General features: G+C 60.7%; 20 protein-coding genes. 14 read left to right on the plus strand and 6 right to left on the minus strand.

The genetic code is table 11. From position 1 onward, the window contains the following. The first annotated feature begins 147 nt into the window (after positions 1–147). Both uraD and LOL23_RS15740 read left to right on the plus strand, forming a co-directional pair. Complete coding sequence (gene uraD, locus LOL23_RS15735; RefSeq protein ID WP_160977357.1) at positions 148–675, plus strand: 2-oxo-4-hydroxy-4-carboxy-5-ureidoimidazoline decarboxylase; 528 nt, start codon at positions 148–150, stop codon at positions 673–675. 16 nt (positions 676–691) lie between these two features. Then, the gene (locus tag LOL23_RS15740; protein ID WP_237173888.1) at positions 692–1,201 is read left to right on the plus strand and encodes an ureidoglycolate lyase; all 510 of its coding nucleotides are present in this window, start codon (positions 692–694) and stop codon (positions 1,199–1,201) included. A 501-nt stretch (positions 1,202–1,702) separates the two neighbouring features. Here the strand turns inward: LOL23_RS15740 and pyk are convergent. The 5 genes from pyk to gcl all read right to left on the minus strand — a co-directional run bounded on the left by pyk (position 1,703) and on the right by gcl (position 8,165). Further along, the gene (gene pyk / locus LOL23_RS15745) at positions 1,703–3,181 is read right to left on the minus strand and encodes a pyruvate kinase (protein WP_160977359.1); all 1,479 of its coding nucleotides are present in this window, start codon (positions 3,179–3,181) and stop codon (positions 1,703–1,705) included. Between the two features lie 124 nt (positions 3,182–3,305). Next, on the minus strand, positions 3,306–4,568 hold the full coding sequence (locus LOL23_RS15750) for a glycerate kinase type-2 family protein (RefSeq protein ID WP_160977361.1): 1,263 nt from the start codon (positions 4,566–4,568) through the stop codon (positions 3,306–3,308). 18 nt (positions 4,569–4,586) lie between these two features. Continuing rightward, positions 4,587–5,489, minus strand: a complete 903-nt coding sequence (locus LOL23_RS15755; RefSeq protein ID WP_369414127.1) for a 2-hydroxy-3-oxopropionate reductase — start codon at positions 5,487–5,489, stop codon at positions 4,587–4,589. Between the two features lie 77 nt (positions 5,490–5,566). Continuing rightward, on the minus strand, positions 5,567–6,361 hold the full coding sequence (gene hyi / locus LOL23_RS15760) for a hydroxypyruvate isomerase (RefSeq protein ID WP_160977365.1): 795 nt from the start codon (positions 6,359–6,361) through the stop codon (positions 5,567–5,569). Positions 6,362–6,383: 22 nt separating this feature from the next. Continuing rightward, positions 6,384–8,165 carry a glyoxylate carboligase gene (gcl, locus tag LOL23_RS15765; RefSeq protein ID WP_160977367.1) on the minus strand — a complete coding sequence of 594 codons (1,782 nt, stop codon included), beginning with the start codon at positions 8,163–8,165 and terminating at the stop codon, positions 6,384–6,386. Positions 8,166–8,463: 298 nt separating this feature from the next. On the opposite strand from gcl, the gene LOL23_RS15770 reads away from it, so the two are divergent. The 10 genes from LOL23_RS15770 (at position 8,464) to LOL23_RS15815 (ending at position 21,007) form a co-directional block, all read left to right on the plus strand. Beyond that, entirely contained in the window at positions 8,464–9,375 is a 912-nt protein-coding gene (locus tag LOL23_RS15770) for a LysR family transcriptional regulator (RefSeq protein ID WP_160977369.1), read from the plus strand. A 215-nt stretch (positions 9,376–9,590) separates the two neighbouring features. Further along, positions 9,591–11,753 carry a malate synthase G gene (locus tag LOL23_RS15775; RefSeq protein WP_237173862.1) on the plus strand — a complete coding sequence of 721 codons (2,163 nt, stop codon included), beginning with the start codon at positions 9,591–9,593 and terminating at the stop codon, positions 11,751–11,753. A gap of 60 nt (positions 11,754–11,813) precedes the next feature. Further along, the gene (locus LOL23_RS15780) at positions 11,814–12,425 is read left to right on the plus strand and encodes a LysE family translocator (RefSeq protein ID WP_237173863.1); all 612 of its coding nucleotides are present in this window, start codon (positions 11,814–11,816) and stop codon (positions 12,423–12,425) included. 222 nt (positions 12,426–12,647) lie between these two features. After that, positions 12,648–13,649, plus strand: coding sequence for a Bug family tripartite tricarboxylate transporter substrate binding protein (locus LOL23_RS15785; RefSeq protein WP_160977375.1), 1,002 nt, complete (start codon positions 12,648–12,650; stop codon positions 13,647–13,649). Beyond that, on the plus strand, positions 13,642–14,055 hold the full coding sequence (locus tag LOL23_RS15790) for a Zn-ribbon domain-containing OB-fold protein (protein ID WP_160977377.1): 414 nt from the start codon (positions 13,642–13,644) through the stop codon (positions 14,053–14,055). The genes LOL23_RS15785 and LOL23_RS15790 overlap by 8 nt, the downstream gene beginning before the upstream one ends. Continuing rightward, positions 14,052–15,215: a thiolase family protein gene (locus LOL23_RS15795; protein WP_160977379.1), complete on the plus strand. Its 1,164-nt coding sequence runs from the start codon at positions 14,052–14,054 to the stop codon at positions 15,213–15,215. The genes LOL23_RS15790 and LOL23_RS15795 overlap by 4 nt, the downstream gene beginning before the upstream one ends. A gap of 51 nt (positions 15,216–15,266) precedes the next feature. Beyond that, positions 15,267–16,457 (plus strand): acyl-CoA dehydrogenase family protein, encoded by a 1,191-nt coding sequence (locus LOL23_RS15800; RefSeq protein ID WP_237173864.1) that lies wholly within the window; start codon positions 15,267–15,269, stop codon positions 16,455–16,457. A gap of 6 nt (positions 16,458–16,463) precedes the next feature. After that, a complete protein-coding gene (locus LOL23_RS15805) occupies positions 16,464–17,633 on the plus strand; it encodes an acyl-CoA dehydrogenase family protein (protein WP_237173865.1) in 1,170 nt (389 codons plus the stop codon). A gap of 14 nt (positions 17,634–17,647) precedes the next feature. Further along, entirely contained in the window at positions 17,648–19,744 is a 2,097-nt protein-coding gene (locus LOL23_RS15810) for a 3-hydroxyacyl-CoA dehydrogenase NAD-binding domain-containing protein (protein WP_237173866.1), read from the plus strand. A 258-nt stretch (positions 19,745–20,002) separates the two neighbouring features. After that, positions 20,003–21,007: a BMP family protein gene (locus tag LOL23_RS15815; RefSeq protein ID WP_237173867.1), complete on the plus strand. Its 1,005-nt coding sequence runs from the start codon at positions 20,003–20,005 to the stop codon at positions 21,005–21,007. A 52-nt stretch (positions 21,008–21,059) separates the two neighbouring features. Here LOL23_RS15815 and LOL23_RS15820 read toward each other — a convergent pair whose 3' ends face one another. Next, positions 21,060–21,710, minus strand: a complete 651-nt coding sequence (locus tag LOL23_RS15820) for a GntR family transcriptional regulator (protein WP_237173889.1) — start codon at positions 21,708–21,710, stop codon at positions 21,060–21,062. Positions 21,711–22,117: 407 nt separating this feature from the next. On the opposite strand from LOL23_RS15820, the gene LOL23_RS15825 reads away from it, so the two are divergent. Together LOL23_RS15825 and LOL23_RS15830 are read left to right on the plus strand one after the other, a co-directional pair. Beyond that, a complete protein-coding gene (locus LOL23_RS15825; protein WP_160977391.1) occupies positions 22,118–23,131 on the plus strand; it encodes an ABC transporter substrate-binding protein in 1,014 nt (337 codons plus the stop codon). Positions 23,132–23,133: 2 nt separating this feature from the next. Further along, positions 23,134–23,982 (plus strand): ABC transporter ATP-binding protein, encoded by an 849-nt coding sequence (locus tag LOL23_RS15830; protein ID WP_160977393.1) that lies wholly within the window; start codon positions 23,134–23,136, stop codon positions 23,980–23,982. The last annotated feature ends 10 nt before the right edge of the window (positions 23,983–23,992 follow it).

Below are 23,992 nucleotides of genomic sequence, written 5' to 3' on the forward strand. Positions count from 1 at the left end.
CATTTTTGCCCCTCTCGATCCACCTGGATAGCTCTTAAACTAGCCGGGCAAGGCCAAGCTGGCGGGAACATGACTGTCTCGACCACGTCCGGCCGGCAACCCGGCCCCTAGCACGGCCTTTCACATTCAATAAAAATCGAGCCGACTATGACGCAGATCCAGGCACCCGAATTGACACTGTCCGCGCTGTCCGCCATGGGGCAGGATGAATTTACAGAGCGACTTAGCGGCATCTTCGAGCACTCCCCCTGGATTGCCCGCGGCGCGTGGCAAGCGCGCCCATTTACAAGCGTGGAGGCGCTGCATGGCGCAATGCTTGGCGTACTGAACCAGGCTGACGAAGCGGCGCAGCTTGCACTGATCCTCGCTCACCCGGAGCTGGCAGGCAAAGAAGCCGCCAACGGCACACTGACGGATGCCTCCACGAACGAGCAGCGCGGCGCCGGGCTGGATCAATGCAGCGCCGACGAGTTGGCGCGCCTGCGCGGCCTGAACGCCCGTTACCACGAGCGCTTCGGTTTTCCGTTTGTGATCGCCGTCAAAGGGCTGACACGCTACCAGATCATGGACAGCATCGACGCACGGCTGCACAATGATCACGATACGGAACGCGCGACATGCTTGGCCGAGATCGCCAAGATTGCGCGCTTCCGTCTGGATGCCCTATTTGCCTGAGGAGATGATTGTGAGTGTGTCTGTAACCCTGAAGGCGCTGGCCGCCGCCCCCTTGACGCGCGAAGCCTTTGCCCCATTCGGCGATGTGATCGAGGTGTCTGACGCCGTCCGGCATTTCACCATCAATGACGGCAATACAGAACGCTATCACGACCTGGCCAATATCGATCCGGGTGCCGACGGCAAAGCAATTGTTTCCATTTTTCGGGGTTTGCCGCGCGCCCTGCCCTTTACCGTCACCATGATGGAGCGGCACCCTCGCGCCAGCCAAGCTTTCATCCCGCTCTCAGGCCGCCCCTATCTGGTCATCGTCGCCCCCGCCGGCGACGCCCCAGGTCCCGACGACCTACGGTTGTTCACCTGTGAACCCGGCCAGGGCGTCAACTACGCCGCCGGCGTATGGCACCACCCCCTGCTGGCGCTCGACGCCGTCAGCGACTTCCTCGTCATCGACCGCAGCGGCCCCGGCGACAACTGCGACGTCATCGACCTCGCCCAACCCTGCCAGATCGCCAGCCCGTGCTGATCGCATCAGCGCTTGAACGCGCGCAGTGTCGATTCTTGAACAGCGAGGCACACTAGCGACGCTCCTGTGTAACGATCAGCCGGAAGTAAGCATCCCAATGCTCCAGATAGGCTGCCGACTCGGCATGGCCCATATGCGCTGCCTTGATTGCATACGCTTTCGCCAGTGCCAGGTTTTTTTGACGTGGCCGCCGTTAGAGCCACCCATGTATATCGCTGCGAGCATTGAATACCCCCCTGACCTGTCCGGAAATTTCCTGCCCGTAAGAACTAGAGATCTCTCACTGAGCCGCTGATTTTCCTTCTCCACGCACAGCGAGCGTGACGGCTCAAGAATGGCCTCCAGCTCCCAAAACTGACCCACCAAAAACAAGAAACAGAAACCGCCGCTGCGTAAGTGCCAACGTCGGTTGGAATCTGAATCAGTAGGAGGTGCGGACGAAAGAACTACAGCAACGGAATTTATGATTGGAAAGAACAAAGACTGAAAGCAGGCACCCACTCAAGCCGGCACAGCAGCTCCTTCAACCGGCGCCTCGACGCGCTGCGATGTCGTATCAACCTTCGCGATGTGCAGCAGATTCGTGCTGCCGCTGCGTCCGAACGGCAGGCCCGCAATAATCAGCACCTGGTCGCCCTCTGCCGCCAGCCTGCGCGCCACGGCCTGCCCGACCGCTTGGTCGATCATCTGCGAAACATCCTCGAGCTGCGCACCGAACGCCGCCGGGTGCACACCCCAGGCCAGCGCCAGTTGCCGGGCTGTCGTCACATCCGGCGTCAGGGCGAGAATGGGCGTCGTCGGACGCTCGCGGCTGGCCCGCAGCGCACTGAAGCCCGACGCCGTGTACGCCACCGTCACCGCCGGGTCCAGCAAGCCCGCCACGCGGCGCAGCGCGCAGCAAATCGCATCTGGCCGCGTTGCCTGCGCCTCGCTATGCGTGGCGTCCAGGCCGGCACGCCAGGCCGGATCCTGCTCGACCTCGCGGATAATCCCCGCCATGATCGTCACCGCTTCCACCGGATACTGGCCCGAAGCGGATTCCGCCGACAGCATCACCGCATCCGCACCGCTGTAGACCGCGTTCGCAACATCAGACGCCTCGGCGCGCGTCGGCACCGGCGAGGTAATCATCGATTCCAGCATCTGCGTCGCCACGACGACCGGCCGCCCGGCCGCACGGGATGCGCGCACGATACGCTGCTGCAGCACCGGCACCTTCTGGGGTGGCACCTCTACACCGAGATCGCCACGCGCCACCATAATGCCGTCCGCACGGGCAATGATCTCGTCCAGGTGTTCAATGGCGGCAGGTTTTTCGAGCTTCGCCATAATCTTCACGTTCGCCCGCCCGCCAATGACCGCACGCGCTTCATCAATATCATCAGGGCGCTGCACGAACGACAGCGCAACCCAGTCCACGCCCAGCGCCAGCCCAAACTCCAGGTCGGCAAGGTCTTTGGGCGTCAGCGGCGAGATGGGCAACACCACACCGGGCACGTTCACGCCCTTGCGGTCCGACAGAGGCCCACCCACCATCACCGTCGTATCGGCGAAGTCCGGGCCGAAGGTGTCAACGCGCAGGCGCAGCTTGCCATCGTCCAGCAACAGGTCGGCGCCCGGCTCCAGCGACGCGAAAATCTCGGGATGCGGAAGGTTGGCGCGTTGCGCATTGCCCAGCGCAGGGTCCAGGTCCAGCCTGAAGCGCTGGCCTGGCGCCAGCATCACCTTGCCGCCTTCGATGGCGCCCACGCGCAGCTTGGGCCCTTGCAGGTCCTGCACAATGCCGATGGGCTGCCCGCGCTCTGCCTCCAGTTCGCGGATGATGCGAAAACGAGCCGCGTGGTCTTCATGCGTGCCGTGGCTGAAATTGAGACGAAAGACATTGGCGCCCGCGTCAAGCAAGGCGGCGATGCGTTCGCGGCTGGAAGTGGCGGGGCCGAGCGTGGCCAAAATACGTGCGCGGCGCTGGTTGCTGGACATGAGATGTCTCCTGCTTTGAGGGGTGGCCCGCGAAAGGCCGTTGGTGTGATGCGTGGTCATTGGCCCGCGAGGGCCGTTGGTGGCACACACCGCTTTACTATTCTTGTTGCTGCCAGTCAAAAAATCAGAGTACCAGGATGGCACGGAAATCATTCACGTTGGTCAGCGTAGGGCCGGTAATGATTGAATCGCCCAGCGCTTCGAAGAACCCGTGGCCATCGTTGTCGTCCAGGCTGTCGCGCGGGCGAATGCCCATCTCAAACGCCCGCGTCAGCGTGTCGGCGTCGATGAAGGCGCCCGCGCGCGGTTCCTGGCCGTCAACGCCATCGGTATCGCCGGCCAGCGCATGGATGTCCGGTGCGCCGTTCAGCGCAACAGCCAGCGACAAAAGAAATTCGACATTGCGACCGCCGCGGCCCTGCCCGCGCAGCGTCACCGTCGTCTCGCCGCCCGACAGCAGCACGCACGGCGGCCGCACGGGCTGGTGATGCTCGCGCGTCTGCAGCGCAATGCCGGCCATCACTTTGCCGACCTCGCGCGCCTCGCCTTCGATACGATCGCCCAGGATGACGCAGCTTACACCCGCTGCTTCGGCCACCTTGCCGGCGGCTGCCAACGCTTTCTGGGGTGTTGCCACCAAGTGGGTCTCCACGCGCGCCAGCCGCGGATCGCCCGGTTTCACTGTTTCACCCGCGCCAGACTCAAGCAGGCGCCGTGCGGCCGGCGGCAGTGCAATGCCGTAGCGGCGCACGATATCGCGTGCATCGGTGCAGGTGCTCGCATCCGGCACCGTCGGGCCTGATGCAATATCGGCCGGCTGGTCGCCGGGCACATCGGAGATAAGCAGGTTGACGACCCGAGCGGGATGGCAGGCCGCCGCCAGCCGCCCGCCCTTGATGCCGGACAAATGCCGCCGTACGCAGTTCATCTCGGAAATATTGGCGCCCGACTTGAGCAGGGCGCGGTTGATCGCCTGCTTGTCGTCCAACGTAAGCCCCTCGCCAGGCACGGCGAGCAATGAGGAGCCACCGCCCGAGACGAGGCAGATGACCAGGTCATCATCGGACAGCCCCTGCACCATTTCCATCATGCGCAGCGCGGCAGCCCGGCCTGCCTCATCGGGCACCGGATGGGCTGCTTCGACGATCTCGATCCTGCTGCATTGCGCCCCATGGCCGTAGCGTGTGACGATCAGCCCGCTCAAAGGGCCCGGCCAATGTACCTCGAGGGCACGCGCCATTTCAGCGGATGCCTTGCCCGCACCGATCACCAGCGTGCGGCCCTTGGGCGGCCTGGGCAGAAACGGCGGCACACAATGCGCCGGCTGAGCCGCCTCGATGGCGGCTTGAAACATCTGGGACAGCAGCTCGCGGGGCGATGCGGTCATGACGGCATGATCCGTGAATTACTGGCCGATCTCATGGTTGGCCGCCTTCTCCAGCGCGCGCACCATCGCCGAGTGATCCCATGCCGCACCGTCATGCGCCGTGCAGGAATTGAACAACTCTTGCGACACTGCGGTGCTGGGCAGGGATACGCCAAGCTGCCGGGCGGTGCTAAGCGCCAGATTCAAGTCTTTCTGGTGCAGCGCAATGCGGAAGCCCGGTTCGAACGTGCGCTTGATCATGCGCTCGCCATGCACTTCCAGGACGCGGGAGTTGGCAAACCCACCCATCAGCGCCTGGCGCACCTTGCCCGCATCGGCGCCAGCCTTGGAGGCCAGCAGCAACGCCTCGCCCACGGCAGCGATATTAAGCGCCACAATGATTTGATTGGCAACCTTGGTGATCTGGCCGTCGCCGTTGCCGCCTACCAGCGTAATGTTCTTGCCCATCAGCTCGAACAAGGGCTTGACCTTGTCGAATGCCGCCTGTGGACCGCCCACCATAATGGTAAGTGTTGCGGCCTTCGCGCCTACTTCACCGCCCGATACTGGCGCGTCGAGATAGTCGCAGCCCAGCTCGTTGATGCGCCGGGCAAAGTCTTTGGTGGCAACGGGGGAAATCGAACTCATGTCAACGACGATGCTGCCTTTGCGCAGCCCATGGGCTACACCGTTCTCGGCAAACAGCACCTGTTCGACGTCAGGGGTATCAGGCACCATGACGATAACGACATCCGCCTTGGAGGCGGCTTCAGCAGCCGTCTTGCATGGCGTGGCGCCAGCATCGACCAGCGCCTGCGGCGTCTTGCTGCGCGTGTGGGTAAACAGCGTGTGGCCGCCTTGGATCAGGTTTTCAGCCATGGGCGTGCCCATAATACCCAGCCCGATGAATGCGATAGTAGTCATAGTGATACGCCTCGATATTTCCAGATTTCTGACAATGCGTTCTTGCGGTGCACATTGCAGTGCTGTCCCGCGGACGTTACAGCCGCGCCGTGTGTTTACAGCGCGTATTCTTTCGACGACAAGGCATCGATCCAGCCCAGCCCTGCCACGGTGCCTGCCGCGGGCTTGTACTCGCAGCCTACCCAGCCCGCGTAGCCCAGCTTGTCGAGCTGCGCAAGCAGCCACGCATAATTGATTTCACCCGTGCCCGGTTCGTTGCGGCCCGGGTTGTCGGCCAACTGTATGTGGCCGATTCGGGGCAGGTATCGAGCGATCGTCGCCGCCAGCTCGCCTTCCATGCGCTGCGCGTGATAGATGTCGTACTGCACCCATAGATTGTCGGTGCCGACTTCATCGATCAAGGCAATGGCCTGATCGGTGCGATTCAGATAAAAGCCCGGTATATCGAATGTGTTGATGGGCTCGATCAGCAGGCGGATGCCCGCCGCCTTGAGCTTATCCGCGGCAAAACGCAGGTTGTCGACAATGGTCGCGCGCACCTTGTCGGCGTCCACCCCTTCCGGGGCCTTGCCGATCAGGCAGTTCACCTGCGGGCAGCCCAGCGCAGTAGCGTACTCGATGGCGCGCCCCACACCTGCCTGGAACTCGCCAACGCGGTCTGGCAGGCACGCAATGCCACGCTCGCCGCCATCCCAGTCGCCGGCGGGCAGGTTGTGCAGCACCTGCCGCAGGCCGTTTTCGCTCAGTTTCTCGGCCAGCACGTTTTTATCGTAGGCGTAGGGAAACAGGTATTCCACGCCGGTGAAGCCGTTTTCAGCGGCGGCCTTGAAACGCTCCAGAAACCCCAGTTCGCCGAAAAGCATCGTGAGATTGGCGGCAAATTTTGGCATGTCTGTACTCCTTGTCTCGTAATCAGTCCAGCAGAGCCAGGGCGGTCGGGGCATCGGCACCCTGTTCCGCCATGGGCTCGAATTCGTTGATGTTATCGATTTCCGCACCCATTGCAATGTTGGTGACGCGCTCGAGAATCAGCTCAACCACCACGGGCACCTGATGCTCCTTCATCAGCTTTCGAGCCTGCTCGAAAGCCGGCTGAATATCCTCCGGACGCTCGACGCGCAGCGCCTTGCAACCCAGCCCCTCAGCCACGGCGACGTGATCCACGCCATAGCCTTTGGTACCCGGATTGTTGATATTGTCGAACGCAAGCTGCACGCAATAATCCATGTCGAAGCCGCGCTGCGCTTGGCGGATCAGGCCGAGGTAGGCGTTATTGACCAGCACATGAATGTAAGGCAGCTTGAACTGCGCACCCACCGCCAGCTCTTCGATCATGAACTGGAAGTCGTAGTCGCCCGAGATCGCCACGATCTCGTCGTCGGGGCAGGCGGCGCGCACACCCAGCGCGGCGGGTATCGTCCATCCCAGCGGGCCGGCCTGGCCGCAGTTTATCCAGTTGCGCGGGCCGTACACGTGCAGGAACTGTGCCGCCGCGATCTGCGACAAGCCTATCGTGGTGACATAGCGTGTGTTGCGGCCAAACGCTCGGTTCATCTCCTGGTAGACGCGCTGCGGCTTGAGCGGGGCCTCATCGAAATTCGTCTTGCGCTGCATGGACTGCTCGCTTTTGCGCGCCAGGCACTTTGCCGCCCATTCGCCGCGATCGCGCAGCAGGCCCGCCTTCTTCAAATCCTGCGCGGCCTCGATCATCAGATCCAGCGCCACTCCCGCATCGGACACAATGCCGTAGTCGGGGCCAAAGACTTTGCCGATCTGCGTCGGCTCGACGTCGATGTGCACGAACGTGCGCCCCTTGGTGTACACGCTGGTTGAGCCGGTGTGCCGATTGGCCCAGCGGTTGCCGATGCCCATGACGAAATCCGACTCCAGCAGCGTCGCGTTGCCGTAGCGGTGCGAGGTCTGCAGGCCCACCATGCCGGCCATCAGCGGGTGATCGTCGGGAATCACGCCCCAGCCCATCAGCGTAGGGATCACCGGCACACCCAGCAACTCGGCAAAGGTTTGGAGCTTGCCGGCCGCATCCGCGCTGAATACGCCGCCACCCGACACAATCACCGGACGCTCGGCGTCGTTCAGCATGCGCACGGCGTGGGCTGCCTGGGCCTGGGTGGCCGCAGGCTTATATACCGCGAGCGGCGCATAGGTGTCGGGATCGAACTCGATCTCGGCCAGTTGCACATCCACAGGAAGGTCGATAAGCACGGGGCCGGGACGACCCGAGCGCATGATATGGAACGCTTGCTGGAAGACCCGAGGCACCTGCGCGGGCTCGCGCACCGTCACCGCCCATTTGGTCACGGGCTTGGCAATCGACTCGATATCGACAGCCTGGAAGCTCTCTTTGTACAGCTGATCGCGCGGCGCTTGGCCGGTGATGCACAGAATGGGAATCGAATCACCCAGCGCAGAGTACAACCCGGTGATCATGTCCGTACCGGCGGGGCCCGATGTGCCGATGCATACGCCGATATTGCCGGGGCGCGCACGGGTGTAGCCTTCGGCCATGTGCGAAGCGCCTTCGACGTGGCGCGCCAGAAAGTGCTCGAAACCACCGTGCTTGCGCAATGCGGAGTACAGCGGGTTGATGGCGGCGCCCGGTACACCGAACAGCGTCGTGATGCCTTCCTTGCGCAGAACGGCGGCGGCTGCGTCTACTGCTCTCATGCGGGCCATGGTTGCTCCTTTCTTTCGTGAATGCTTAATTGCTTCAGTGCCTGGGTGCGTTATTGCCTTGTTGCGGCATGCCGTGAAAGCCTTGCTGCTCGACGGCCGTAACGCCTGCCTGCCTAACGCTTTGACACTGTTTACGTGGTCGTTGGGATGAGAATAGGTAACTTGCCGTCACTTTGGAATTGCACCAAGACGCGTTTTTGCCGATACTTTTAGTATGTAGTGAGCGCACGCCTGTCTAGCGCCTGTCTATGTAGGCGGCAAGGTCGCCGTATATGAAAACCGATATGTGAGGTATGCAATGGATCGATACACTGCGATCCGCAGCTTTGTACTCGTCGCAGAAAAAGGCAGTTTCGCCGCCGCCGCCCTGATCGAGGGCGTAACACCTGTTGTCATGGGCCGCCGCATCACCGCATTGGAGCGGCGCTTGGGTGTGCAGCTGCTGCACCGCTCCACGCGCGGGCTCACACTCACGGATCTGGGCGAACGCTTCCTCGAAAACTGCCAGCAGCTTCTGCATGACTTCGAGGCTGCCGAAGACAGCATCCGGTCAGGCAGCGGCGCGGTACGCGGCCACCTGGTGGTATCCGGGCCGGCGGCCTTCGGCCGACGCCACATTGCGCCCCATGCGCCCGCCTTCCGGGCCCGCTACCCAGAACTACGCCTCTCGTTCAACTTCACCGACAGCGTGGTGGATCTGGTACGTGAAGGCTACGACCTGGGCATACGCATCGGCGAAGTGCGCGACCCCAACTATGTCGCCTTGCGCCTCTACTCCAACCAGCGCGTGGTGTGCGGCACCCCGGCATACTTCGCTCGCCATGGCGTGCCCCAGCGCCCCGAAGACCTTGTTCAGCACAACTGCCTGGCATTCAATCTGCAGGGCGGCCAGCAGCGGGGCTGGATTTTCGTCCGCGACGGCAAGCCGTTCGCGGTTCGGGTGGACGGCGACCTTGCCTGCAACGACGGCGAGCTGCTGTATGACTGGGTCAAGCAGGGCCTGGGCATCGGCTGGCGCTCCACCTGGGAAATCCAGGCCGAACTCAAACAGGGTGCGCTCATGACGGTGCTGGACGACTTCGCCCTGCCCGAATACGACATCCAGGCTGTGTATCCGCAGCAACGCTATCTACCCGCCAAGGTGAAGCATTTTGTCAATTACCTGCGCGGCATCTACAACCAGCCCGGCTACTGGGAGGGCGCTGTGTGAAACGCCGCGCGGCGGTTTTCTCAGCCAAGCCACAACCAATGATGCACTGCAATATCACAGGCTTCGTAAAATGAAACGTATAGTCTCAATTATTATGTCTTATAGTAGACTGCCTTCAGTCTTATAGTAGACTTGACGATACGCACATTGTGCACATCTATTCACTTCCAAGAATAAAAAACCCGGAAGAATTCAATCTAAAGCGAGGACATCACATGAACGAGCGAACAGCCTGCAAACGCCTGCGGGTGGCGACCGAACTGCATCAATTTGTCGAGCGCGAGGCGCTACCCGGCACAGGCGTCGCCGCCGACGCGTTCTGGGCCGGCTTCGACGCGCTGGTTCATGACTTGGCGCCACGCAACCGCGAACTGCTCGCCGAACGCGACCGCCTGCAGAAAGAGCTGGATAACTGGTACCGCCAGAACCCCGGCCCCATCGCCGACGCTGGCGCGTACCGCGAGTTTCTGACCAAGATCGGCTACCTCAAGCCGGTGCCTGCGCAGGTTGCCGTCAAAACCGACCGCGTTGACACGGAGATCAGCCAGCAGGCGGGCCCGCAGCTTGTTGTGCCGATCACCAACGCCCGCTATGCGCTGAATGCGGCCAATGCCCGCTGGGGCAGTTTGTACGATGCTCTTTACGGCACTGACGCCATCTCCGAAGAAGGCGGCGCCACCCGCGCGGGCGGCTATAACCCCGTCCGCGGCGAGAAGGTCATCGCTTTCGCGCGCAAGTTCATGGACGACAGCATCCCGCTGGCCAAGGGCTCGCATGCCGACGCCACCGCCTATGCCGTTTCCGGCAACGCGCTGCAGGTTACGCTCGCTGACGGCAGCACCACCGGCCTGGCCAAGCCAACGCTGTTCGTGGGCCACCGCGGCGACGCCTCCACCCCCGAGGCACTGGTGTTCCTGCACAATGGCCTGCACTTCGAAGTACTGATCGACAAGTCGCACCCCATCGGCGCGCAAGACAAGGCCGGTATCAAAGACATCGTCCTCGAGTCGGCCGTCACCACCATCATGGACTGCGAAGATTCCATCGCGGCGGTGGATGCCGAAGACAAAGTACTGGCCTACCGCAATTGGCTGGGCTTGATGCAGGGCACGCTGACTGAAGAAGTCGCCAAGGGCGGCAAAGCGTTCACGCGCAAGCTTAACGCCGACCGCGAATACACTGGCACCGATGGCAAAACGCACCGTCTGCATGGCCGCTCGCTGATGTTCATCCGCAATGTCGGCCATTTGATGACGAATCCCGCCATACTCGATGAGCACGGCAACGAAGTGCCCGAAGGCATCCTGGACGCCGTCATTACCTCGCTTATTGCCATGCACGACCTGCAGCGCAAAGGCAACTCGCGCGCCGGCTCTATCTACATCGTCAAGCCCAAGATGCACGGCCCCGACGAAGTGGCCTTCGCCAATGAGCTGTTCGCGCGCACGGAGCAACTGCTCGGCCTGCCCGCCAACACGATCAAGATCGGCATTATGGACGAGGAGCGCCGCACCAGCGTCAACCTCAAGGCATGTATTACCGCCGCACGCGAGCGCGTGGCCTTCATCAACACCGGCTTCCTGGACCGCACCGGCGACGAAATGCACACGTCGATGGAAGCCGGCCCAATGGTGCGCAAGGGCGACATGAAGCGCAGCGTCTGGATCGACGCCTACGAGCGCAGCAACGTGCAGACTGGCCTGGAATGCGGCCTGCGCGGCCAAGCCCAGATCGGCAAGGGCATGTGGGCCATGCCCGACCTGATGGCCGACATGCTGGCCCAGAAGATCGGCCACCTGAAAGCTGGCGGCAACACCGCGTGGGTGCCTTCGCCCACCGCTGCAACGCTGCACGCGTTGCACTACCACCAAGTGGATGTGCAGGAAATCCAGCGCGGCATGGAAGGCAAACACGAAGACCTGCTCGACAAGATCCTCACCGTGCCCGTTGCGGCTGCCCCCAACTGGAGCGATGCCGAAAAGCAGGAAGAGCTCGACAACAACGCGCAAGGCATCCTGGGCTATGTGGTTCGCTGGATCGACCAGGGCATCGGCTGCTCCAAAGTGCCCGACATCCACGACGTCGGCCTCATGGAAGACCGCGCCACGCTGCGCATCTCCAGCCAGCACATGGCCAACTGGCTGCGCCACGGCATCGTCACCCGCGAACAGGTGCAGTCCACCATGGAACGCATGGCCGCCGTGGTCGACAAGCAAAACGCCGGCGACCCGAACTACCGTCCCATGACCGGCAATTTCAACAAATCCGCCGCCTTCCAGGCCGCCTGCGACCTCGTCTTCAAAGGCCTGGAACAGCCCAGCGGCTACACCGAGCCACTGCTGCACGCCTGGCGCCAGAAGGTGAAGGCCGGCGCCTGACCGGCCGCCACCTAGCCGGCAAATAACCGCTCCGCCGCATTAAGCGGCGGGGCGCTTATCATGCAATTCGAAACCTGGCTTGTTTTTCTCGTCACCTCGATTGGCCTGTCGCTGTCGCCAGGGCCTAACGGCTTGCTTGCGCTTACGCACGGCGCCATGCACGGGCGGCGCAAGACGCTGTTCACGATCTTCGGCGGGGCGCTGGGCTTTGTGGCCGTCATCGGCCTTTGCATGTTCGGGATCGGCGCGCTGATCAAGGCATCCGTGCTGTGGCTGACGGCGCTCAAATGGGCAGGCGGGCTTTACCTGGTGTGGCTGGGCATACAAGTGTGGCGCTCGCCGGCCATCGATGTATCGGCCGTCGCGCGGCCTGATACCGCCAGCAGCTGGTCATTGTTTCGCCAGGGCGTGCTGTCGGCGGCAACCAATCCTAAAGCACTGCTTTTCTTCAGCGCTTTTCTTCCGCAATTCATTGACCCCAACCGCAGCCTGCTGCAGCAGTTCGCGGTGGTGGCGGCAACATTCGCCGCAACAGAAATCGCCACCGAGTACGCGCTGGCCAGTGCAGCCAACCACGTACGCCCTTGGCTGATACGCGTGGGACGGCGCTTTAACCAGGTATGCGGCGGCATCTTCATAGCCATCGGCGCGGCGCTGCCGCTGCGGGCGTGATGTTCTGCCGCAGCCGCGAAGGTTTCGGGCGGTGAATCACACCACCACCGCTTGTTCGCAAGTTAAATATGTCGGCACCGACAAGCCTATTCATCTCAAATTCTCAAACAACGCGTTCGAATCTTTCTGATTGATCTGGTAGATAGCGATCCATACACTGAATCACCGCTTTGACAAGCGTCGATCAGCATTCGCTGCGTACAGATAAATAAGGAGACTCTCATGGCGTTGACGCGCTCAGGAAAATTCGGCCTACTCGGCTATAGCCTAGTATTTGGCTCGCTCACCATGTCGGGCGCCACCAGTCAGGCACTCGCAGGAAACACCTCATATCCTACCAAGCCAGTAACCATAGTGGTGGCCTTTCCGCCCGGAGGCATGACAGATATCGTCACTCGCGCGCTGGCTAATGAGCTGTCGCAGAACCTGAAGCAGCCATTCATCATCGAGAATCGCCCCGGTGCCGCCGGACAAGTAGGAACAGAATATGTCGCCAAGCAGCAAGCCGACGGCTATACCTTTCTGGTGGGGGCTACGGGATATGTGATCGCGCCCGCGATGAAAAAAGTGGGCTATGACCCGCTCAAAAGCCTGGAGCCGGTAGCGGTACTTGCCAAATCACCCAACCTCATCGTGGTCAACCCAAAAGTCCCCGCGAACAATCTGACTGAATTCCTGGGCTGGGCCAAGACTCAGTCCAGCATTCCCTTTGGCACAGCAGGCGTGGCGGGCTCCACACACTTGGGTGGTGAATGGCTGCGCAAAGCCACTGGCTACGCATTTGTCCATGTGCCATACAAGGGCGCCGCGCCGGCCATCAACGACGTTGTGGCGAGCCAGATCCCGGTAGCTGTACAGGACTCCATGAGCGTATCCGCTTTCATCAGTAGCGGCCGCCTGCGTCCCATTGCTAACATGGCCGCCGAGCGCAGCAAACTGTTCCCCGAATTGCCGACGATGCAAGAAGCGGGCTTCAAAGACTTCAACGTCTACACCTGGCTCGGCTTGTATGCTCCCGCGGGCACCCCCGCCCCAGTCATGACGATGCTGAACAAAGAAATCAACAAGATCATGAATTCACCCGAGATGGTTGAGCGCCTGCGCCTACAGTACAGCGAACCTCTTGGCGTGATGAATCTGAAGCAGACACATCAATTCGTCGAAGATGAAGTGAACAAATGGAAGCGCGTGGTACAGGAAACTGGCGTGAAGACCGATGAGTGACGCATTCATCAATATGGGCGTGCCACGGGCCGCTGCGGTCGAAGCCTGCGACAGGCGCTACTTCAGCGCACTGGCGCAGGGCAGGTTTGAGATCCCCAAATGCCGGAGTTGCGACAAATTTCATTTCTTTCCTCGCGTGTGCTGCCCGCATTGCGGCGCGCAGGCGCTGGACTGGGTAGCGCCTTCGGGTAAGGGAACCGTCTATTCCGTAACGATTGTGCGTGCCCGCGAAGGCGACGACTACACAGTGGTCTTGGTAGATCTGGAAGAAGGCCCGCGCATGATGAGCCGCGTCGTGGACATGCCCGTGGAAGCAGTGCAAATTGGCATGCCAGTGCATGCACGCATCGATCAAACAACCGAAGGCCCGCTCCTTGTATTTATCGCCGCAGAGGAACAACCATGAGTACAAGGTCTTCACGCGGATCCATTGCCATTCTGGGCACGGGGCTCGCGGGCATGGGGCATGCTGGCGGCGCCACTGAGCAAGAAATCATTGCCCAAGCTGCTTGCATGGCGATTGACCGCAGCGGCCTGCGCAAGTCCGATATCGATGGCATCATTACCTCCAGCCTTACCTCGCCTTGGTGGGTGATGCGCATGGCAGAATACTTGGGCATTCGTCCACGTTTTTCCGACAGCACCATGTTTGGCGGATCGGCATTCATTGCTGACCTTAAGATTGCGCAAATGGCCATTGATGCTGGCGAATGTGAGAATGTGCTGATTTGCTACGGTAGCACACCGCGCAGCGCGCCGAGCAGTTCGCGCATCAACCAGATGCGCGCAGAGCTGGATCCCCAGCCTTACGAACACCCGTATAAGGCGTTCAATCCCGTGTCGAGCTATTCACTCGCCGCCGCCCGGCATATGTACGAATATGGAACGACACGAAAACAGCTAGCTGAAGTTGCCGTGGCGGCACGCAAGTGGGCGCAACTCAACCCGGATGCATTCTCCAGGACGCCGCTGACCGTGGATGATGTCATCAATGCAAAGATGATTTCCGATCCGCTTACGGTGCGCGACTGCTGCCTGGTCACGGACGGCGCAGGGGCTATCGTTGTCACGTCCTCCAAGCGAGCCAAGGCGCTGCACAGCAAGCCTATCTATGTGCTTGGTAGCGGCTTTGCACACTGGCATCGCCAGATATCCTGCATGGACGATCTCACCGTCACGCCAGCACTGGAATCCGGCCGCAAAGCATTTACACAGGCTGGACTCACACCTGCGGACGTAGATGTCGTCGAGCTGTATGACGCATTCACCATAAATCCGATTCTTTTTCTCGAAGATCTCGGGTTCTGCAGCAAGGGCGAAGGCGGCTCCTTTATCGAAGGCGGGCGGATTGAACCAGGTGGCGCCTTCCCCATGAACACCAATGGTGGAGGCCTGTCGTGTATTCACCCCGGTATGTACAGCATTTTTCTGATCATTGAAGCAGTGACACAGCTACGCGCACAAGCCAATGCTCGGCAGGTCGACGGTGCAGAGGTAGCCTTGGTGCACGGCAACGGCGGCGTGCTGTCAAGCCAAGCAACGGCGATTCTATCGTCTTCGCTCTGAGTGGAAGAAAGCCACTAATAAAGAAACCAATTAGACGGGAGAGGTGATTGCATGACGCTGCCAGATGACAATGCGGCGCTGGAGGCATTTCGCGACGAGGTTCGCGCATTCCTCGAAGAACAGTTGCCATATGATTTGCGCCGCAAGGTGCTGGAACACAAGCGCCTAAAAAAGGAGGACTTTCTTCGCTGGCAAGCCATTCTGCACGCCCGAGGCTGGGCAGCACCCAACTGGCCCACAGCGTTTGGCGGTACGGGTTGGTCGCTTGCCCAGCGCCTCATCTTCGACGACGAATGCGCGATCGCTGGTGCACCAGAAACCGTACCATTTGGCCTGCGGATGGTTGCGCCGGTATTAATGAGGTACGGAACACAATCACAGAAGGACTACTACCTCCCCCGTATCCTTTCAGGGCAAGACTGGTGGTGCCAAGGTTACTCCGAGCCCGGCTCAGGCTCGGACCTTGCTTCGCTGCGTACGCGCGCCGAGATCCACGGCGATGGGTTCATTGTTCACGGGCAAAAGACATGGACCACCTATGCACAGTATGCGGACATGATGTTCTGCCTAGTCCGCACGGATCCGCAGGCCAGGGCACAGGCCGGTATTTCATTCCTCCTCATAGACATGAAATCACCCGGCGTAACGGTGCGGCCAATCCGTACTATCGATGGCGACACAGAAATCAATGAGGTGTTTCTGGACGGTGTTCAAGTGCCCCAGGCAAACCTGGTGGGCGAGCTAAACAAAGGCTGGTCCTACGCGAAGTACCTACTGTCGCACGAGCGTTTTGGCGCGGCACGCGTGGGGCGCTGCAAGCGCGAGCTTACATTTCTCAAGCGCGTTTTGCATGAACGCGTCGTGGACGGCGTTGTGCTCGCTGAACGTGAAAACTGGAGACAAAACATTGCCCAACTCGATCTGGAGCTGCTCGCTCTGGAAGCGTCTGTGCAGCGCCTGGTGCGCCAAGCAGAGGATACTGCCGGCAACGGTGCCGAGGCGTCCATTCTAAAGCTGATGGGCACCACACTTGCGCAGGCAATCACCGAATATCAAGTACAGGCGGCCGGTCCCTTGGGCATGGAATTCTGCCAGCAGGCGTTCGAGCTTGCCGAACCAGGCGCGGAAGATTGGGCGGCAACACTGACCGGCTTTTACCTGAACCTCAGAAAAATTTCCATCTATGGCGGAGCTGACGAAATTCAGCGCAACATCATTGCCAAGACAGCCCTCGGCCTGTAACGCATCATGAATGACTATCTGAATGACGAACAGCGCCAGCTGGTGCACGCGCTGACGCGATATCTGGAGCGGGAGCACCGTCTGCCCGATTCAGGAGTTCAACTGTCTGGTGCCCGGCATCTCGACACTCCGTCTGCGCATTGGGCAGCATTTTCCAACTTCGGCCTGCTGGCCCTTTCAGTGGATGAAGCTCAAGGCGGCATTCAGGACGATCCTGTATGCGTGCATGCCGCTATGGAGCAGTTCGGCCGTCATCTTGTGCGCGAACCTTACCTGGGCACAATCGTACAGGGCGCGCGGATCCTGGCACATTCTGCCCGCGCACAACCGGAGGCGAGCACACTGCTCAATCTCGTGCTCGAAGGCAACTGCCAGCTCGCGCTGGCTCATGCTGAACGGCAAACGGATTACAACCTACATAACATTGAAGCGCGTGCTGTCCGAAACGCGTCCGGATGGGTGCTCGACGGTCACAAGGTCTTCGTGCATTACGCCGCGCAGGCCCATTCGTGGCTAGTACTCGCACGTACACGCGGAGCACCGCTCGATCAAGACGGACTATCACTTTTTATTGTCGATCCGCAGGCACATGGCGTTCGTTGCCGCAACTACTTCAATCTGGATGGTTCTTCATGCGCCGAGATCTGGTTTGATAGCGTACAGCTTTCCCCCTCCAGTATTATCGGCATGGAGCATGGGGCGTGGCAGATATTCGAGCGCGCCTGCACATACGCTAACGCAGCACTGTGCGCGGAAGCGGTCGGCGCGATGTCGGCGGTACTGGATGCCACAACCGCGTATGCCAAGGAGCGCAAGCAGTTTGGCACCGCCATTGGCAGCTTCCAGGCAATTCAACACCGTCTGGTGGACATGTACATACAGTGCGAAAAATCGCGCTCGCTATCGCAGCGCGCGAGCTCCATGGCCAATACAGACGGCTTTCTCACCGCAGTGTCCGCGGCCAAGGCAATGTGCTGTCAATCTGCGCGCTTCATCAGCCAAAGCGCTATCCAGATTCACGGTGGCATCGGCATGACGGACGAGCTGGCGTTAGGCAAGTTCGTTAAACGGTTGATGACGATCACCCACACACTGGGCGATCAACAGCATCATATCCAGCAGTTCGTGCGGATGACGCAGCCACTATCGGCGGTGCGTCTAGCCACTACATACTGAAAGGGAGATTAACTATGAATGTCACAGAAGGCGGGGCTAAGATATCTGGCACCATCCGTTACCAAACGATCGAGGGCGTGGCGCTCATCATCATCGATAACCCGCCGATCAACGGGCTGGGCGACACCGTGCGTCGCGGCATTTCGGATGCATTGACCCTAGCCCGCGCAGACGCGGATGTACGGGCAGTGGTGCTGATGGGTGCCGGAAAGGTGTTCTGCGGCGGTGCCGACATCCGCCAATTCAATACACCCGCCGCCAAAGCGCGCCCGTTGCTGCGTGACGTAAATCGAGACATCGAGCGTTGCGTAAAGCCTGTTATCGCATGTATTCACGGGGTCGCGCTCGGAGGTGGTCTTGAGCTGGCGCTCGCTTGCCACTATCGCATCGCCCAGCGTTCAGCTCGTGTGGGGCTGCCCGAGGTGAACCTTGGGCTCGTACCCGGCGGAGGCGGCACACAGCGCCTGCCGCGCCTGATCGGCGTGAATAATGCTGTACGCTTGATTTCCACCGGGAAGCAGATTGACGCTGAAGAAGCGTTGTCGTTAAAGCTTGTAGATCATATATTTGACGGCCATCTTGTACATGCGGCCGTCGCATTCGCGCAGGCAGCGGCTGCGTCTAAAGAACCCTTGCCCCTGCTCGCGAACACGCGGATTCCGACATCTGATCTTCCGGACTTCGATACATTGCGCAACGGCGTCAAGCCCAAAGCACGCAATGCGCTTGCTCAACGCACAGCTATCACATGCATCGAAGCTGCGACACAGTTGCCTTTTGAGCAGGGACTCGATAAGGAACGCGCCTTGTTCGAGGAGCTTGTGGCGGGCACGCCATCCAAAGCACTGCGACATATGTTCTTCGCCGAGAAGGAGGCAGCCAAGTTTGCCATGGCGGATACCAGCCAGGCGGTGCTTCCAGTGCGCAGTGTGGGCATTCTGGGAGCAGGCACCATGGGCGGTGGTATTGCCATGGCACTCGCGAATGCCGGGATTCCGGTGGTGTTGTGTGAGCAGGATCAGGCTGCGCTTGATCGCGGCATGTCGCTCATAGAACGCAACTATCAGATCTCCGTCTCGCGGGGTGGCCTGACGGCCGAAGCTGTAGAGGCGCGGCTACGCCGCATACAGACCACACTGGACATGACGACCTTCGCCGACGTAGATCTGGTTATCGAAGCTGTCTACGAAGACATAAGCGTCAAACGCGACGTCTTCACGAAGCTGGATCGCATCTGCAAGGCTGGCGCGATTCTGGCGACCAACACTTCGCGCCTTAACATCAACGACATCGCAGCCGTCACACAACGCCCACAGGACGTGATCGGACTACATTTCTTCAGTCCGGCCAATGTTATGAAGCTGCTTGAGGTGGTGCGGGGCGAGAAGACATCGGACGCCGTCATCGCATCCTCGATGCGGTTGGCGGTAACCATCGGCAAGATCCCGGTGCTGGTCGGTGTATGCGAAGGGTTTGTCGGCAACCGCATGCTCACGGGATACTGGCGCGAAGCAGGCTTTTTGCTCGAAGAAGGTGCATCCGTAGCGCAGATCGATGCAGCGATGCAGAACTTCGGCTTTGCGATGGGGCCGCTTGCCATGGCTGACTTGGCCGGTATGGACATCAACTGGGCGACGCGCAAGCGGCTCGCACCCACTCGCCCTAGTCATCTGCGCTACTCCAAGGTGGCCGACAGAATATGCGAACTAGGGCGTTTCGGCCAGAAAACCGGCGCGGGTTACTACCGCTATGAGTTGGGAAATCGTACACCGATCCCCGATCCAAGTGTCGAAAAACTGATCGCAGAGTGCGCTCGCGAAGCCGGCATCGCGCGCCGTCAGGTAACCGACGAAGAAATTGTTGAGCGCTGTGTGCTTGCACTGGTCAACGAAGGCGCGCATATAGTTGATGAAGGTATTGCACAACGCGCGTCCGATGTGGATGTTGTCTATGTTAATGGCTATGGCTTTCCGGCTTGGCGGGGCGGGCCTATGTTCTATGCTCAGACGCTGGGTTGGGGGCTGGTATTGGAGAAAATTCACAACCTTCATGCCATGCACGGCGATCATTGGGTACCGGCACCATGGATAGCGCAACAGGCATTAGCCTGAAGTTTGCTCCATGGATCAACCTGGGGCATGTCTGCAACCACTGATACTCATGGCCCCTGTAACAAACGCGGTGCCTTGATCGTCAACCTCCAACGCATCTGGCATAGCCCCCTGCACATGCCTCCTGCAACTATGTTCAAACTCCTATCCAGGCTATGTAAACACCGTATACCGCCGGCCCCCTCTCCTCCTTTACAGTTGAAACGCCGGCAGTTTGGCGCCGGTATTTCTTGATAAGAACACCCCTGGAGACGAATGATGATGAACACCCTAAGGCGCCGGCTCTTGCTGGCGGGTTCGGTGGCCGGCTTGGCCGCCTGCACGCCGCTGGGCAACACAAAGCGTTCAGACGTGAATGTTGCGGCACTGTTCTGCGGCAATGTGAATGACGGCGGTTTCATGCAGGCTGGGTATGAAGGCTTGATGCTGGCGCAGCGCAAGCTGGGTGTTTCCACCTATCATCTGGACGGCGTCGCCAACGAAACAAATGCGCAGATCGCCGCGCTGGAAAAACTGGCGGCGCGGCGGCCGCGGCTTATCGTGGCGCATGGGGGGCAGAACAACAAAGCGGCGCAGCAGGTTGCAGCTGCGCATCCCGACATCCTGTTTGTGGTGACGCAGGGCAGCGTGCATGCGGCCAATCTGTCGAGCTACGATGTGCTGCAGGAAGAATCCGCCTGGCTGGCCGGCGCTTATGCGGCCATGATGACGCGCACCAAGGTGGTGGCGCACCAATCCGGTATCCGCGTACCGCCGGGCCTGCGCGCACGCGCTGCCTATGCGCATGGTGTGCGCACTGCGGATCCATCCGTCAAGCTGCTAACCAACTTCTCGGGCAACCAGGACGATGTGGCGCTGGCTGATCGCGTCACGCGCGCCCAAGCCAAGGCGGGCGCGGACATTATCTACACCATGCTCAATTCTGGCCGCTCAGGCACCACCGAAGCTTGCCGCGCGCTGGGCATAAAGGAGATCGGCAACGTCGCCGACTGGGTCGCCCGCGATCCTGCTGTGTTCATTGCCTCGGCCTACGCCGATGTGGGCATCGGCGTCTATGAAGCCTGCAAAGATGTCGCCAACAATACGTTCAAGGGCGGCCAGGTTTTCAAGGTGGGCCTGAAGAACCCCGACGCGGTGCGGCTGATTATGGCGGCCGACACGCCCGCACCCGTGCGCCAGCGGATCGAAAGCTATCAGCAACAGATTCTGTCGGGCCAGATAAAAGTTCAGACCGAGTACAACGGGCCTGAATTCAAGATCTGAGGCTGCATTGCGCTTCGGAAGCGGGCCTTGAACCCGGCGTCCAGCCATGCGCTCAGGGCATGCAATCGCTAAAGAACGCCGGGTGCGCCTGTCGGATGGTGTCGGCGTACTCGAGCGTGCCCGACAAGTGCTGGCGCAGCGCCGCCTGTGCGCCCTCTGCATCACCCGCTTCGATGGCGGCGAGCACAGCGGCGTGATCACTGACAATACGTTCGCGCTTTCCGGCGGCCGGCAGGTGCAGCCGGCGCAGGCGGTCGATATGACCGCTGCGCGCCTTCACCAATGCCCATAAGCCTTCTTTGCCGGCTGCCTGGTACAGGCAGAGGTGAAAGGCTTGATCTTCTTCGGTGAAGCGATCATCGTCTTGCTCGTGCAGCGCACGCTGGTTTGCAACAATGCCGCGCAGCTGCGCCAGCAGGCAGGGCGACGCGCGCAACGCCAGCTCGCGTACGAGTTCCAGCTCGATGGCTCTGCGTAGAAAATGCGTTTCGCGCGCATGCGCCAGATCGATGCGGCTGACGCGCGTAGCCGACTGCGGAAATACATCTACCAGCTGCTCCTCGGCCAGCTTGAGCAGCGCTTCGCGCACAGGCGTTTGGCTCACGCCATACGCCTGGGCCAGTTCCGCTCGTGACAGCGCCGCGCCAGGCGGCAGATCCAGGGCGACGATGCGCGCCCGCAGCAATTCATAGAGCTGGGGCACGGCATGACGCGCACGATCGAGCGCAACCTGCGTTCGCGCATCAGATGCGGCGCCGGCGGCGAACGGGGCAAGCTGGTCGGCTGCGCGCGCAGGCGGCCCCGATGACGCCGGCTGCGCAGGCCGGGCAGACCCACCCGCCGCGAGCTTGTCCGACGGGTTAAGCGGCGCATCGTGCGAGCCCGCCTCCTCGGCCGAGTTCACGTGATGGATTGAGCGAGCACGTGGCATTTGATTTTGAAGGTTGAAGTTTTAATTTTATCGTTTACAACGCGGATACTGATATATTAGTATTTCAATACGCGACACACAATAAAAACCATTCTTGCAACACCTGTTTTTTGCAGGGCCACCCGCCACACCGGCCCAAAGATCGTTCAACAGATCATCCAACAAACACGGAGACAACGATGACGCACGTGCGCAAGCTTGCCGCAGCCCTATCCATTGCTGTGCTGACCCTGGCCACCACCCACGCGGCCGCACAGGAAAAAACCGAAATCACCATCACCAAGCAGCCCAGTATCCTGTATCTGCCCGCCTTGGTGATGCAAAAACAAGGTTTGATCGAAAAACACGCCGCGCAAGAAGGCGTGAAGGATCTCAAGGTGAATTGGCGTTCGTTCACCAGCGGCGGCGCGGCCACCGATGCGCTGCTGTCCGATAATGTCGAAATCGTGAATAGCGGCCTGGGCAATTTGCTGCTGCTGTGGGATCGTACCAAAGGCAAAGTAAAGGGCATCACCACCAACTCGGCGCTTCCCTTGGCGCTGGTCAGCCGCGATCCCAGGATCAAAACGCTGAAAGATTTCGGCCCCACTGACAAGATCGCAGTGCCCACCATCCGCGTCTCCACGCAGGCCATCCTGCTGCAGATGGCGGCCGAAAAAGAATGGGGCAGCGACAAGTGGTCCAAGCTGGATGCAAACACGGTGCAGCTTGGACACCCCGACGCCGCTGCAATGCTGGCCAACCCCAAGGGCGAGGTCGGCACGCACTTTGCCGCGCCGCCTTTCTACTACAAAGAACTCAAGACAGTGCCCAACGCGCATGTGATCCTGCGCTCGAACGACATCATCGACGGAGGCCTGTCACAGTCCACCCTGTTCACCACCACCAAGTTCGCGGACAACAACCCCAAGATCATCAAGGCCGTGCTGGCTGCCTCTCGCGAGGCGATCGACTTCATCAAGAAGGACACCCCGCAGGCCGTGGACATCTACCGCGAAGTGAGCGGTGACCAGACCCCGCGCGACGAGCTGCTGGACATGCTCAAACAGCCCGGCATGATGGACTTCCAGATGGCGCCCGCCGGCTCGATGAAGTTTGCCACGCACATGCACAAGGTCGGCATTCTCAAGACCATGCCCGCCAAGTGGACGGATTATTTCCTGCCCGTGTCGGCGAGCCTGAACGGCAACTGATCATGACTGCAAACGCTACGCCCACGCTACTGGAAGTCGACAACGTCACCCTGCGCTACAAGACTTCCGACGCCATCATCACTGCCACCCGCCGCGTCAGTTTCAACGTCGCGGCCGGGGACCGCTTCGTGTTGCTGGGGCCGTCGGGCTGCGGCAAATCCACGCTGCTCAAGGCGGTGGGCGGCTACCTGACGCCTGATGAAGGCGAGATCCGCATCAAGGGCAGGGCCGTACAACGGCCCGGCGCCGACCGCATGATGGTGTTCCAGGAGTTCGATCAACTGCTGCCCTGGAAAACCGTGCTGGAGAACGTGATGTTTCCGCTTGTGGTGGCGCGCAAAATGCCCCGCAAGCAGGCCGAGGAGCGCGCCCGCGCCTTTGTGGAAAAAGTACATCTGGGCAGCTTCGCAGACAGCTATACGCATACGCTGTCGGGCGGCATGAAGCAGCGCGTGGCGATTGCCCGCGGGATGTGCATGGAGCCGGACATCCTGCTCATGGACGAACCGTTCGCGGCGCTCGACGCCCTGACTCGGCGCCAGATGCAGGATGAGCTGCTGCAGTTGTGGGACGACACACGTTTTACCGTCATGTTCGTGACGCATTCGATTGCTGAGGCCATCCGCATCGGCAATCGCATCCTGCTGCTCTCGCCACATCCCGGCGAGGTCAAGGCAGAAGTGGTTGATGTGGAAGCGGCCGCCAACGACCCGGTGGCCGCCGCCGCACTTGAGCAAGATATCCACGACCTGCTTTTTGACGACGGCGGGCCGCCGCCGCAAACTGGAGAGGCTGCGGCAAAGCCGCTGCCCGCACATACCGCACATGAGGAAGGAGTACAGACAGCATGACTCGCGCAAG

The sequence above is a fragment of the Paracandidimonas lactea genome, from assembly GCF_021653995.1.
In the GTDB taxonomy this organism is placed as follows: Bacteria; Pseudomonadota; Gammaproteobacteria; order Burkholderiales; family Burkholderiaceae_B; genus Allopusillimonas; species Allopusillimonas lactea.